Raw genomic sequence first — 13519 nt, 5'->3', positions numbered from 1 at the left:
AATACAAAGATGAGGACTAATGCCTTTCTGACTATTACACAAGTAGTTTATAAGATTACACATCTTACAGATTCTCTAGATTACATTTCCTTTTTTGACCAATTTTTTTGTAATAAGAAGGTGTGTGACCAGTTACCTTTTTAAATTGGTTAGACAAATGAGCGACACTGCTGTAATTTAATTTATAAGCAATTTCGGTAAGATTGAGTTCTTTATAAAGAATCAATTCTTTTGCCCTTTCTATTTTATGCTTAATTATAAAATGCTGAATAGTAATGCCTCTAACTTCAGAAAATAGATTCGATAAATAAGTATAATCATAGTCTAATTTTTCAGCAATGTAATCTGAATAATTAACCTTCGGAATCTCTTCAGAATAATGAATCATTTCTATAATGACATTTTTTATCCTATCTACAAGAATACTTTTGTTATCATCCATTAGTTCTAAACCAGATTTTGCTAGGTTTGATTTTAGTTCTAACAGAAGGTCATCATTAATTTCTTCTTTCGTTTCAACCATACCTAATTCAATATTGGTTTGATGAATCCCAAGTTTTTCTAATTCACTTTTTACCATAAGCTTGCATCTTAAACTTACCATATATTTAATATAGATTTTCATATTGAAATGAATCAATTAAAGGATAGAATTAAAGATAGGTTATAATTTAAGAATAATACCAAACCTGAAAACTCATTTGAATAAAAACGTTGCCTAACAACGTATAAAATTAATTGCTAGTGCGAGCATATTTTGAAAAATCCTCAGGGATTTTTTATTTGGTTTGTATTTGCTAAATTGGTTGTTTAAACAGCGTAACTAATCTTATACAAAACCGTTGGCAGCAATCTGAAAAAAAAACGCTACATATGAACAAACAACTGATTTTTAGTTTAATAATTTCCTTTCTAATTACAAGTTGCGGAAATAAGAAAACTGATTCCTCAAACAAATCGGAACGAAATGAAAAAGAAATTTGCAAACTACCAAGAGTTGTAGAAGGTCCAATTGCCCTCGGATTTCCAAAAATTGAGGGTTTAGCGCCATCAGTAGGAAAACTAAATGTTACTGTTCTTTTTGTAGACTTTGAGGATGTCCCTGCTACTGAAAGTACAGACAGTATTTTCTCTATCATTAACCCAATTGTTCCAAATTTCTACAAAGAAATATCTTACGAACGTTTGGAATACAATCTCAATCCTCATTTCGAATGGTTAAGGTTGAGTAAGCCTTCTGCACATTATGGTGCAACAATAAGAGAATTTGAGCCACATCGTAATTTCCTTCAAGAAGCTATCGATTTAGCCGACCAAAATGTAGATTTTAGTCATACAGATGTTGTATTAGTAATGTCAAACCCAAAAGCGGAATCAATACCTTTTGGCCCTGTATTCAAATCTCTTGACTCTGAATACCAATTAAAAACAGCCGAAAAAAGCATTTCAGTAGGAATAACATCAGGTTATGATTTAAATTATTGGGGTGGACTTTGGTTAGCACACGAAACTGGACACACTTTTGGGTTACCAGATTTGTATGATTTTGAAGGAGAGAATCAATTAAAATCTGTTGGAACGTTTGGAATTATGGGCACACAAGCTGGAAATGCACCCGGATATTTTGCGTTTGAACGTTGGGTTTTAGGTTGGATTGACGATAATCAAGTTATCTGCCACAAAAGTGGTGTAACAACATCTGAATTGTCAGCTATTGAAAAAATTGGAGGAATTAAAGCCATAATTACATCTATTGACAGTGTAAACCTTCAGCATAATGTTTACCAGTTAAGGTAAAAGTTAACTAACACTTTGTTACCTTGAAAGCATGCTTTCAAGGATTAATTAATAACCTTAAAAAAGTAAACAAAATGGCACGACCAGGAAGACCAAGAAAGACAGCTGAAGCAGTTGTCAAAGACATCAAAAGAAAAACCAGAAGAAAGTTTAACGCTGAAGAGAAGATCCGTATCGTACTTGAGGGACTCAAGGGCGAAGAATCTGTATCGGCAATCTGCCGGAGAGAAGGTGTTGCACCAACCTTGTATTACAAATGGAGCAAAGACTTTTTGGAAGCAGGTAAGAAACGTTTAAACGGTGATACAGAACGTGAAGCCAACAGTTTTGAAGTGAACGAGCTTCGCAAAGAAACAGATGGACTAAAGATGGTGGTTGCAGAACAGGCACTTGAGATCAGGGTATTAAAAAAAGACTTGCGTGGTCTCGAATAGAGTTCAAGAAGTATATGCGTTTTAGTCAAGAAGAGAAATACGAGATCATACGTCTGGTTGAAAGCTCAGATTTGGGCGTAAACAGAACGCTCAAGGAGCTGAAGATACCTAAGCGTACGTTTTACAACTGGTTTGGCAGGTTCAAGAAAGGTGGCTACGATGCGCTTGCTCCTAAGAATAGAAAGGTAAGAAGTCAATGGAACCGCATCCCTGACCAAATCCGCAATCAGGTTGTGGAATTTGCCTTAGAGCATCCAGAATTGTCTCCTAGGGAACTTGCACACAGTATAACGGACCACAAGGGTTACTTTATATCCGAGAGTAGTGTTTACCGCATCTTAAAAAGAAGGGGGTTGATCACTTCTCCAGCATATATCGTAATGCAAGCAAGTAGTGAGTTCAAGGATAAAACCACACGCCCTAACCAGATGTGGCAAACGGACTTTACCTACTTCAAGATTATCGGTTGGGGATGGTATTACCTGTCTACTGTTCTGGACGACTACAGTCGTTATATCGTCCATTGGGAGCTATGTTCCAATATGAAGGTGGATGACGTAACAAGAACGATAGGTCGGGCTCTTGATAAAGCAGGTTTGACCAAGAAAAATGCACCAAAGCTATTGAGTGATAATGGCTCTTGTTATATTAGTTCTGAACTATCAGATTATATTCAGGATAAAGGAATGAGCCATGTAAGAGGACGGCCAAACCATCCCCAAACGCAAGGGAAGATAGAACGGTATCACAGATCTATGAAAAATGTTGTAAAACTTGAAAATTACTTTTTCCCAGAAGATCTCATTCAGAGATTAGAAGAGTTCGTTGAGTATTATAACAACCATAGATACCATGAATCATTGAATAATCTGACTCCTATTGATGTGTATTATGGAAGGGAGAAAAGAATCTTAGATCAAAGAAAACTAACTAAAATCAGAACTATGAAAAGAAGACGAAAAGAACATTTATTGCAATCTTTAAATCTATAACTTAACTTTAAACCTAACTAGTAAACTTTGTTTGAAGACTTACATATGATGAAAATTATGTTTCTAAATTAAGCTAAAAAGACTTGTTTTTTAACTCAGTTCTTTGTTGTGTGTAGTTTTTTATATATTTTCCTCACTTTTTTTTCTGTCAATCCATAATTACTTGAAGAAATACAAATAGAATCATTATCGTCTTGCAAATTGAAATAAGTGAACCATTCATTTTTCAATTCGGAAATTTCTAATTTCTCAAGGTTTAATTCAGTTCGTAAATTCTTTTGAAACACTCTTAATTGATTAATTATTAATAGGTTGTTTTCTGAATCTATATAGATACTGATTAAATGTTTTCGGATTATTAGTGTTAGTGTCCTGACTAGAAAAACGATTTCAAAAATTATTGTAGTTTCAATAATATTATTCAGCTCAGGTTTTGACCAAGTCACTAGGTTTATCCATAAAATCCAGATAATAGCGCCTATTATGTAGGCGAAAAAACTCCATATAAGGCTCGCATATTTGAAAGTTTTTTTATTTAGGTAAAGTTTATTCATAATTACACAAAACGTATTTGTGTATGATTTTTTGCGTGAAAGGACGCGAGTCATTTTCCAATGTTACGGAAAGATAATTAATAAGATTGAATTTCCGCCGAGGAAATTCAGCCACAATTAATTATACACGTGTATAGTTCATTGCTTCTGATTTTCCTTTCGGAAAATCCAAGCCGCTGAACATTAGGTGTTTCTTTTTACTATCTTAGTGCAAGCGCAACAAACCATACACGAACACGTTGTGTGCAATTACTAAAATGATAAAATCGAAACTAATATTATTTTTTTCTATTCTAGCATTAACATCTTGCCAAAAAGTTGTTGAAAAAGAAAATGTCGCAAAAGAAGTTGCTGAAATCGAAGAAAGTTTTAGTAATGAAAAGCTGTATGCAAACTATGCTAAAGCAATAAAAAATGAAAGTACATTTCAAAATTTTCTTGTTGTTAAAGTCAAAAATTTGAACAACGGCGAAATTAGAGAATATTGCACGAAAGGAAACTTTTTGAAAGGAGCATTACATAGAGAATTAAATGTGGGATATTCAAAAAGCGGAATTATAAAAGTTTATGAAACTGCCCTTCAGAATAAAGAACGATATTTTGAATTTAAAAATGATAGTGCTATTTGGAACATAAGTGCATTTGACAAATATTCTATAAAAGAATTATCTGAATTTGAAAAGCAAATCGGAATTGACTCTCTAGTTTATAGAATAGAAAACGGAAAAGATTGGGGAATTACAATCTCAAATGACAAAGAAATGAAAATGGTTGCTCACGCTTTGTTTAATAAAGGGATTTTGACTGGAGAGAACAGCTGTTTTGGAGGAATGTTAACACTAGATGAAACAAAATAAAAACTGCACACAACAACGTATAACCGCAATTACGGCGGATTCGACTACGTCCGAATCCACTCGGAATTGCTAACGCCAGTTCTTAACCGAAAAAAACGCTAACTTAACCCGTAACTGACGGTTATACGTGACCGTTGGCTTCAATTTTTACATTACTCTAAATGAAAATAATATCTCAAGATTATATACCATCAAAAATTGGAGAAACTAAGCGTATTAAATTACAAAATGGTGCGTATATCAAATCTAAATGGAAAAAGCGTAATGAATTCGTTTTGAGATATATTCCTGACAATTACTCTGATTACTATACACCTTATTTTTTATTCCGGTTTTATGATGATACAAATTATAAAGTGTTTCCTTATCCTAACTTTAGGTCTTTTCTTTTAGGTACTATTGCAATTTTAATATTACTATATTTTAAAGAAATCACCATTGATGATGTTGTTCCTGGCTGTATTGCAATATTCCTTTTTACAATTGTCATTCAAACTCTAATTGGATTGACTCTATATAAAAGAATAAAAAAGAACGCGTTCAATAATCAATAAACGTACAAAACAAAAGCCAACAACGTCTATAATTCATGCTCGTTCAAAGATGCATGAGAAAATTTCTTACTTTTAATCTCAAACTGATTTACTCGGAAACAATCGCTGATCGTTTCCGCACAAATCATACACGAACATGTTGTGCATAATTTAGAAAATGATTACCGAAATAAATAAAGCTTGGAATTGGAAAGGATTTAATGCAACCGAAATTATTAGGACAAATGACTTCGGTAATGTGATTTTCAAGACGGACAAAAATGAATATTGGAGAATTTGTCCAGAAGAAGTGACCTGCAAAATGATTGCGGAAAACCAAGTGGAATTTGACAAATTATTAAATGACTCTGAATTTATAGAAGACTGGAAAATGACCAACATTATTAATACTGCAAAATCAGTTGTTGGCGAATTGAAATTAAATGAAAAGTATTGTCTGAAAATGCCAGCTCTCATTGGAGGACAATACGATAAATCAAATTATGGCAAAGTTCCCTTCGCTGAATTAATTTCATTTTCTGGAGACCTAGCTAAACAGATTGAAAATCTAAAAGACGGACAAAAAATAAAATTCGTATTCAAATAAAATCGTGAAAAAAATATTCATTTTGACTTTACTCTCTTTTTTCGGTTGTAAAAACGAACCGATTTGCACTGTAAATGAAAATAACGTTGGAAAAGAAATATATGATTTGGACGAGGCAACTTGTTTTATTGCTTTAAAACTAAACAAGAAAAAATCTGACTTAAAATTGATTCAAAGTGCTCTAATTGCAGAGGAAAACTATATGAATAAAATCGAACTGATTTCTGAAAATCCGAATCCCGAAAGCGAATCGGAATCTAATGCAGTAATGGATTTTAACGAAATGGTGGAATATGCTCTGAATGTGGAAAAAGTTGACTTAACAAAAGAGGAATTAATAGAAATCTACGATACCGAAATTGAATATTTAATATTTATCGGAGTCGTGGACGAATAAAAAACTATGAACAACAATGGCTATGATTCATTGCTTCACTATGGCAAAACCAAAAAAAGTTTAACTTTAAACGGCTGGATTTCTACGGTCGAAAATTCCGCTGGAATTTTCAACGCAACGAAATCATAGCCGAGACCGTTGGCAAGAATTTATGAAACGATTTGCTACAATTATTATACTCATATTAATTTATTCTTGTTCTCAAAGAGACATTCCTTCGGTATTAAAATCAAATCTAGATCAATTTGAAGTGTCTGTAAATGATACAGTAAAATATGATTTTAAAATCGCGCCAGAAAATGTGGCTGTCACAAAAATGGCAATCCAACATGAGCCTTTTCAATATGGAGAAAAATACATAAGCAAAAATCCGTCATTAGAGTCTTGGTTCAAAAAAAGGGGAATTAAATACACTTCTGACATGAACGAGATTCTATGGCGCGCACTTCATAAAAAGTTAAATAATAAAAGTATAAATTTTAAAGAATTAAAAAATGTTATTAAAGAAAGATATAGAATCATAAGAATAAAAAATGATAGTATAAGAATTAGAAAAATAAATGAAGAACATCTATATTATAGAAAAATTGAAAAACCATATTTATCAAAGTTTATAGAAAAACAAACGGTGTTAGGTTATCTAACCCCAGGATTTATTTATATTAATAATGAGAACGGTTATGGTTATTCTACTTCCTATGTAAAGTATATTGCCAAAATAATTCAACGGAATGATTATGAACTAAAAGTTGAATTATTAAAATTAGCGCAAACAGAAAATGGAGTTCTGAAAAATCTAACGGAAGGAGATACAATTACAACCCATACCGGTGATGTTTTTTTAATACCTTAATGTTACGCAAACTCTTGCCAACAAAGAACTGAGTTAAAAAGACTTGTTTTTTAACTCAGTTCTTTGTTGTAAGTAGTTTTATTTTTTAAAAACAAATACATCAACAATAACAAAAGCAATTCCTAAGAAGATATAATTAATATCTCTTGGTTCTACTTTATATTTAATTCTAAACGGTTTTAATAACAGTACAAATCCAACTAATAAAATAAAAACCGTAATTCCGATTGTAGCATATGTTTTAGGACTTGGTGAGTGAAAATCACTTTCAGGATTTAACCAGTTCCTTAACAATACACTTATTGGGAAGCCAAGAAAAAAAATTGCAGATAATATCCAGCCAGTCTTTTTACTCTTTAAGAGTAATACTCCAGAGATTATTCCGAGTATTCCAATTAATACAACAAGATGAAAATCTCTAAAATATCTATAATAGTAATTTGATAATCCAGAATATGAATTGTTATTACTCCGAACAACAATATCCAATTTGTGAAATAGTAAATCCAATGACATCCACAAAATAAATATTCCAGACAGAATTAAAAGAACACTTATAATCTTTTCAAATATTTTGTAGGCCTTGTCCATAAATTACTTACAACGGTTTAGGCTATGGTTTCGTTGCGGAATGATTCGACAAAATTATTCCGCCGTAAACCAAACATAGCAAACACGCAGGAATTTCCGATAGGAAATTCCGCCGCAATGAACTATAGCCAGTGTTGTGCATAGTGTTTTTTATTTTTTAGGTTTCATTTTCCAAATAAGCCACGTCACTAAAAACGAGACAATAATTAGCAAAATAGAAACTCCGATATCTTTTAAATTCCAATTTGGACTTGGAACATAATCTCTATGAAAATCGACTAACGTTCCAAATGTCACTTTGTAAGTTGTCCAAAGTCCGTGTAACAATGCAAATCCAAAAGCACCAATCCACATTATTTTTTTGTTTATAATAATCGGTCCAATCAGCAGTAGAGTAGAGACAATTATTAAAATCAGCATATCAATTCTGAATGGACTAAAGTCATATTTATATTTCACAAAATTCAGTCCGACAAATATCCACAAGAGTAAAATTCCGCCGTAAATCAGGCGTTGTTTTTTCTCGTTTTTCAGATATTCAGTTATAGAAATTCCGTTTTTCAATTCAGTCGTTTTTCAGTTCTCCGAAACGTTGCGATACATTATGCACAACAACGGAATAAACGTATTACGTTTATTCCCATTATGTTTATACCATTAAATGTACAGATAATTTTGTTTAATAGTCATAATGATATCAGGTTATTAGCCAATTATTATTATTTTTAAATATTAATAAATAAGTGAACACAAAACTGAACACGTTTTGGAACACGATTTAGACTAAAATAAGCGGAAAAAGGTTGGTTTTTGGTTGTTTTTGAGTGCGTATTAGAACTCATAATCCAGAGAAGATTCAATTTAGTTTTTGATTTACAAAAATAGAGATGAGAAATTTAGCGCTTTGAGCATAATTCATATAACAAACAGATTTATCAAGGAGAGATTGCATTAAATATTTAAAATATCAGGTTATACGTCGAATATATTTTAGATTACTTTCCAAATTTTATACCTTGTAATAACTATTAACTACAAAACAATTCAATCATGAGGACTAAATATTTAATAGTATTAGGGATATGCTTCCTATTCTTTACATGTCAGACTGAACCTGTTGAATCAGAGACTAATGTTAATATGAATAAAGGAAAAGGTAATCAAAACAACAATAATCAAAATGATGACGATGACGATGATAATGCCGACTTTACAGAGTGTTCAATTATAGATGCTGACCGATCACCATTTGGTGCGCAACAACCAGCTTCTAACTTCTGGTGGTCTGAAACCCCAGCAGGGGATGATTATTTTGATGCTGACACATATTTCTCTCAGGATGCTGATAATTCATTGATTTTTCGAGAATATGATAATGGTACAGCGAGAATTATTGGCTCAACAGTTAGCGGAACGTGTGTTGTAACGGTTGATGTTTGGTTGAAAGATAAAAAAAGTTGGAATGAATGGCAGGCCCTTGGAGGCGATCATAAAAAGGAGGGTACTGCGGGTAATGCTTCTAATTCTGAAGATATGCATTTTTATGTAATTGATGATGAATTAAGTACTGTGACAGCTTCCGGAAGCGATTGTGTACAAGAAGGAGATTTTAGATTGGAACAAAGGCCAGATCCAAACGATCCAAATACACCAAATTTTGGAGCTCATATTGGAATTGGTGGTGCTAACTTCGATTCTGACTTATCTGCCATTGGTCTTAGTACTTGGGGTTGGTTAACAGATTTAGATACTGGAGAAAGACTCTGGCTGATAGATTTTAACTTTAAAATTGAATGTCCTGAAGATCCTGGGTTTAGTGGATGTGAAACTGCATACGCAAAAGGTAATTCTGATGATGATCATGCATGTTTTAGCGAAGGAGGATTTAATAATTGGGGTTGGAACATAGGCCCAATTTCAGAAGGCTCATATACTTACGACGTTTATGCTGCGGCAGGGCAATGCAACATTAATAATGGGACATTGGTTGGAACAGTTACTATCGATTATAACGATGGAAATGCATCTGCAACTTATGATCTGCAAGAAGGATATGAAATTCAAGAAGAACATTTTTATGCTGGATCTACGCCTTATCCAGTTAAAAATAATGGTAACTATACGGTTGCTCCAGGTCAGTATTATGTTGAGGACCCACTATCTGGAGATATTTATGTTATAGCACACGCCGTTGTTTGCGGAGAAGAAGATGATGATGACGATGATGACGATGATGATGATGGTAATGGTGGAGCATTTTAATTGATTAAGTGTTTCTTAACATATGATAATTTTCAATTTGAAAGAATCTATTATTTTTAGTCAAATTATTTTTCTGTGGAGAAAAAATATATTACTTGAAAGTTTGAAAGCACCTTTATAGGTGCTTTTTTATTACAATAAAGAGGTCATTTGCTCGGTTGATATATCTTTATATTTACAACAAATAATCTATATGCTTGAAATTAACTTCAATTAAAATCTAAAAAAGCACCTCTCATCGAGGTGCTTTTATTATTAAAACATAATCTAATAATTAGTTAAGATTATTACTAACTATTTAAATATAACGAAAATTTGGTATATAAAAAGCTCCTTTGTTAGGGAAAGGAGCTTTAACGCTATTAATCTAATTGTTGGTTATAAAAGTTAGTTAGATTGTGCGCGAATATAGACTTTCCAACATTTGAATAAATTAACATATGTTAATATGAGTTAGGTAAAGTATAATGTCAAAAAGGGGTTCTGTCGCGTCTGTTAAATTTGAATCTATAGATGCGACAGAATCTTTCTTTCTCATCATATATTATTTTACAAAGGATTCTATAACCTCTTCAATATCTTCCTTAGTAGTCGTTTCTTCATCAAAAAGATGCTTATAAAGTACTTTGTTATCGACCTTAGTTTCAAGAGTTAAATCTTTATTTCGACCAAAAACAACATCCCACTTAGTTCTTACCAATGCCCATTTTTCATAATTAACTTTCCACCAATCTTGAGCTGCTTGGCAACGACTGTCTTCTACTTTTTTATAAACATTATAACCCTTTTCTTGCGCGAGTATAACATCATCTTTCCCTTCTTCACGAATTACTTTGTTGTTATCTTGGTCATGAATCCAGCCTTCTTTGGTAATTTCATGCCTGTTACCTCTCATGGTGATATTATAATCACTACGCTTTGTGTACTCTCTTCTTGGTAAAGGTGCTGTAGTTGTATTTTCCCAATAACTCTTCCCGTCAACATGAACCCATGTGCCAGATCCTTCATATCTTGGACTATCATCTACCTGATAAACTTTTTGAGACCATTGTCCATCTACCTCTTTCTTTGTTTTCTCTTCAAAGGTCCATTCATTATCACCGTTATACACGTAGAATTCTGTATTCTCATACATCCAGTCTTGTCTCCAATGCTTAACGATCATAGGGTCATTTGGCTTACCAACTTGTAATATATGTTGAATAGATATTTTGTTGCTTTCATCAACAACTAGTTGTGCCCATTCTAATCCATCTGTTCTGTAGACTTTTGATGGTTTATATAAAGAATCTTCGCTGAAATGGAAGGTTTCTGCGAAATTGAATTCAATTTCGAAACACCCACACATGGCTTTTATGGCCTCCTGATCTTGTTTTTTCTTCTTCTGCGCATTCGCATTAAATGACACTGCAAAAACTAAACTTGCTAATACAATTACTTTCTTCATTTTATTGGATTTACTATTTAATTAAAAAATCAATTATTATTTAGACTGAATTAAAATAACTTTTATATTTGTGGCAAATTTATCAAGAATGAGTCTAAATAAAAATAATTTTTACATTTATTTTTTACTTTTTTTCATGAGTTATTCACATGCTCAGGAAGTTAAATCAGAAAAGAAAGATTCAATAAAAGTTGAGGCTTTAGATCCCGTGATATTGAGTGCTACAAGAACTCCACGCCAACTATCCTCCCTACCACTTCCTGTAACATTAATTTCAAAACGACAAATCAAACAAACGGGAACTGTTCGATTAAATGAAATACTTTCTGAACAAACAGGATTGATTATGGTGCCGGATGAAAGTGGTTTTAGTGGTATTCAGATTCAGGGTATCGCTGCAGATTATGTTATGGTTATGATTGATGGAGTGCCTCTCGTTGGCAGAAGTGCAGGCAATTTTGATTTAAGTAGACTCGCCGTTGGGAATATAAAACAGATTGAAGTAGTTAAAGGACCATCGAGTGCACTCTACGGAAGTGAAGCTCTTGGAGGTGTCATCAATATTATTACTCAGGCTCCAAAAACCGAAGATCCCACAGGTAATGCTTCGTTTAGAGTTGGTTCATTTTCACAGCTAGACGCAAATTTCAACATAGATCAGAAATTTGAAAAACTAGGTTATGGCCTATTTATCAATCGCTTTTCTAGCGAAGGTTATGATTTAACTCCAGAAACAGTAGGACAAACAGTAAGCCCGTTTGAAAACTATACAGTTAACGGTCGTCTCTACTATAACTTTAACGATAATCTGAAACTATTCAGTTCAACACGATATTATTTTCAAACTCAAGAGAACGGTTTCGAATCTCAGGATGATTTTTTCGAGGGTGATTCTGAGGAAACCGAGTGGAATACACATTTACGATTAAATCATAACTGGACCGATAATCTTCGTTTTGAATATGAATTCTACTTTACTAATTATCGTGCTACTGAATCTTCAGAGAGCCCTGTAACTAATAACGTTTTATTTAATAGTGATTTTAACCAATATCTCATAAGACCAGAAGTACGCTCTATTTATAGATTCGACGATTCAGGCACATTAACTGGTGGGTTTGGATATCAATATAATGAGCTAGACAGAACGTTTTTCGATAGTCGTGTAAATTTTAATTCTCAATATGTTTATGCACAATGGGATGTTAATCTTATAGATGATCTCAACATGATTGTCGGTGCACGCTTCGATAACCATTCTGAATACAGTAATCAGCTCAGTCCAAAATTAGCTTTACGATATGATATAAGTGAAAATTTCGCCTTAAAGGGATCTGTAGGATATGGGTTCAAAGCACCAGATTTTAGGCAACTTTATTTCGACTTCACAAACTCTGCCGTTGGTTATACTGTATTAGGGTATAATGTTGCTATTGATAAGCTAACTGAATTACAAGATGCCGGTCAAATTATTGATGTGGTAGTTCCCCTGGCCCAGTTTGACGATCCTTTAAAGGCTGAAAGCTCGGTTGGAATAAATATCGGCGCCGCTTTTAAAAATGAAAAATTGACTACTGAAATTAACCTATTTAGAAATGATTTTAAAAATCTAATCGATACCCAAATTATTGCACGTAAAACAAATGGGCAAAATGTTTTTAGTTATAGGAATTTCGATGAGGTTTACTTCACAGGAATTGAACTAGACGCCACTTATATGTGGAATGATAACCTAAGAATTTCTGGTGGTTACCAATTGCTTTATGCTTATGATAAGACGCAGCTCGACCGAATTGACAACAATGAAATATTTACCATCGACGATTCTGGAAGAACAGTTTTAGTTGAACGATCAGATTACTTCGGACTAGTCAACCGATCGCGACATACGGCAAATCTTAAAGTTTTTTATAATCTCCCAAAGATAAAAACAGACTTTAATTTACGTCTCATTTACAGAAGTAAATATGGATTATTTGACACCAATGGAAATATCATTCTAGACACTTTTGATAACAGCTTTGTAGATGGATTTGTAACTGCAAACCTGGCGGCTACAAAACAATTTGGCAAACATTTCGATCTACAGTTCGGTGCAAATAATTTACTAGACTATACAGATACCAACATACCAAATATCAACGGAATACAATTATTCACAAGACTTGATTATAATTTTTGAAACTTAAATTTAA

At 32.9% G+C, this 13519-nt stretch carries 12 protein-coding genes and 1 pseudogene; 9 read left to right on the top strand and 4 right to left on the bottom strand.

The genetic code is table 11. The annotated features are described in order from the left end of the window. Nucleotides 1-64 precede the first annotated feature (64 nt). Entirely contained in the window at nt 65-625 is a 561-nt protein-coding gene (locus DDY94_RS12900; protein WP_111684613.1) for a helix-turn-helix domain-containing protein, read from the bottom strand. Nucleotides 626-873: 248 nt separating this feature from the next. On the opposite strand from DDY94_RS12900, the gene DDY94_RS12895 reads away from it, so the two are divergent. The 7 genes and pseudogenes from DDY94_RS12895 to DDY94_RS12860 all read left to right on the top strand — a co-directional run bounded on the left by DDY94_RS12895 (nt 874) and on the right by DDY94_RS12860 (nt 7024). Next, nucleotides 874-1797, top strand: coding sequence for a metallopeptidase domain-containing protein (locus DDY94_RS12895; RefSeq protein ID WP_111684611.1), 924 nt, complete (start codon nt 874-876; stop codon nt 1795-1797). A gap of 74 nt (nt 1798-1871) precedes the next feature. Beyond that, nucleotides 1872-3223 (top strand): annotated as a pseudogene (locus tag DDY94_RS12890) (IS3 family transposase). An 811-nt stretch (nt 3224-4034) separates the two neighbouring features. Then, on the top strand, nt 4035-4634 hold the full coding sequence (locus DDY94_RS12880; RefSeq protein ID WP_111684607.1) for a hypothetical protein: 600 nt from the start codon (nt 4035-4037) through the stop codon (nt 4632-4634). Between the two features lie 161 nt (nt 4635-4795). Continuing rightward, on the top strand, nt 4796-5188 hold the full coding sequence (locus DDY94_RS12875; RefSeq protein WP_111684605.1) for a hypothetical protein: 393 nt from the start codon (nt 4796-4798) through the stop codon (nt 5186-5188). Between the two features lie 157 nt (nt 5189-5345). Then, nucleotides 5346-5774, top strand: a complete 429-nt coding sequence (locus tag DDY94_RS12870; RefSeq protein WP_111684603.1) for a T6SS immunity protein Tdi1 domain-containing protein — start codon at nt 5346-5348, stop codon at nt 5772-5774. Nucleotides 5775-5778: 4 nt separating this feature from the next. After that, nucleotides 5779-6171: a hypothetical protein gene (locus DDY94_RS12865; protein WP_111684601.1), complete on the top strand. Its 393-nt coding sequence runs from the start codon at nt 5779-5781 to the stop codon at nt 6169-6171. 151 nt (nt 6172-6322) lie between these two features. After that, on the top strand, nt 6323-7024 hold the full coding sequence (locus DDY94_RS12860; RefSeq protein WP_111684599.1) for a hypothetical protein: 702 nt from the start codon (nt 6323-6325) through the stop codon (nt 7022-7024). A gap of 78 nt (nt 7025-7102) precedes the next feature. On the opposite strand, the gene DDY94_RS12855 is transcribed toward DDY94_RS12860, so the two are convergent. Both DDY94_RS12855 and DDY94_RS12850 read right to left on the bottom strand, forming a co-directional pair. Further along, complete coding sequence (locus DDY94_RS12855; RefSeq protein ID WP_111684597.1) at nt 7103-7615, bottom strand: hypothetical protein; 513 nt, start codon at nt 7613-7615, stop codon at nt 7103-7105. 150 nt (nt 7616-7765) lie between these two features. Next, nucleotides 7766-8179, bottom strand: a complete 414-nt coding sequence (locus DDY94_RS12850) for a hypothetical protein (protein WP_111684595.1) — start codon at nt 8177-8179, stop codon at nt 7766-7768. Nucleotides 8180-8665: 486 nt separating this feature from the next. Here DDY94_RS12850 and DDY94_RS12845 point away from each other — a divergent pair, with 486 nt between their 5' ends. Next, on the top strand, nt 8666-9877 hold the full coding sequence (locus DDY94_RS12845) for a hypothetical protein (RefSeq protein WP_157957325.1): 1212 nt from the start codon (nt 8666-8668) through the stop codon (nt 9875-9877). A 544-nt stretch (nt 9878-10421) separates the two neighbouring features. Here the strand turns inward: DDY94_RS12845 and DDY94_RS12840 are convergent. Beyond that, nucleotides 10422-11324, bottom strand: coding sequence for a DUF6607 family protein (locus DDY94_RS12840; RefSeq protein WP_111684591.1), 903 nt, complete (start codon nt 11322-11324; stop codon nt 10422-10424). 136 nt (nt 11325-11460) lie between these two features. On the opposite strand from DDY94_RS12840, the gene DDY94_RS12835 reads away from it, so the two are divergent. After that, the gene (locus tag DDY94_RS12835) at nt 11461-13506 is read left to right on the top strand and encodes a TonB-dependent receptor plug domain-containing protein (RefSeq protein WP_111684636.1); all 2046 of its coding nucleotides are present in this window, start codon (nt 11461-11463) and stop codon (nt 13504-13506) included. Nucleotides 13507-13519: the final 13 nt, after the last annotated feature.

Origin of the sequence: Winogradskyella tangerina, from assembly GCF_003260205.1 — a bacterium.
GTDB classification, from domain to species: domain Bacteria; phylum Bacteroidota; class Bacteroidia; order Flavobacteriales; family Flavobacteriaceae; genus Winogradskyella; species Winogradskyella tangerina.
This window is presented reverse-complemented; position numbering and strand designations above follow the sequence as displayed.

Bases quoted from the DNA above. Each gene is read 5' to 3' on its own strand.
- DDY94_RS12900 (WP_111684613.1), bottom strand. From the start codon at position 625: ATGAAAATCTATATTAAATATATGGTAAGTTTAAGATGCAAGCTTATG.
- DDY94_RS12895 (WP_111684611.1), top strand. From the start codon at position 874: ATGAACAAACAACTGATTTTTAGTTTAATAATTTCCTTTCTAATTACA.
- DDY94_RS12880 (WP_111684607.1), top strand. From the start codon at position 4,035: ATGATAAAATCGAAACTAATATTATTTTTTTCTATTCTAGCATTAACA.
- DDY94_RS12875 (WP_111684605.1), top strand. From the start codon at position 4,796: ATGAAAATAATATCTCAAGATTATATACCATCAAAAATTGGAGAAACT.
- DDY94_RS12870 (WP_111684603.1), top strand. From the start codon at position 5,346: ATGATTACCGAAATAAATAAAGCTTGGAATTGGAAAGGATTTAATGCA.
- DDY94_RS12860 (WP_111684599.1), top strand. From the start codon at position 6,323: ATGAAACGATTTGCTACAATTATTATACTCATATTAATTTATTCTTGT.
- DDY94_RS12855 (WP_111684597.1), bottom strand. From the start codon at position 7,615: ATGGACAAGGCCTACAAAATATTTGAAAAGATTATAAGTGTTCTTTTA.
- DDY94_RS12845 (WP_157957325.1), top strand. From the start codon at position 8,666: ATGAGGACTAAATATTTAATAGTATTAGGGATATGCTTCCTATTCTTT.
- DDY94_RS12840 (WP_111684591.1), bottom strand. From the start codon at position 11,324: ATGAAGAAAGTAATTGTATTAGCAAGTTTAGTTTTTGCAGTGTCATTT.
- DDY94_RS12835 (WP_111684636.1), top strand. From the start codon at position 11,461: ATGAGTTATTCACATGCTCAGGAAGTTAAATCAGAAAAGAAAGATTCA.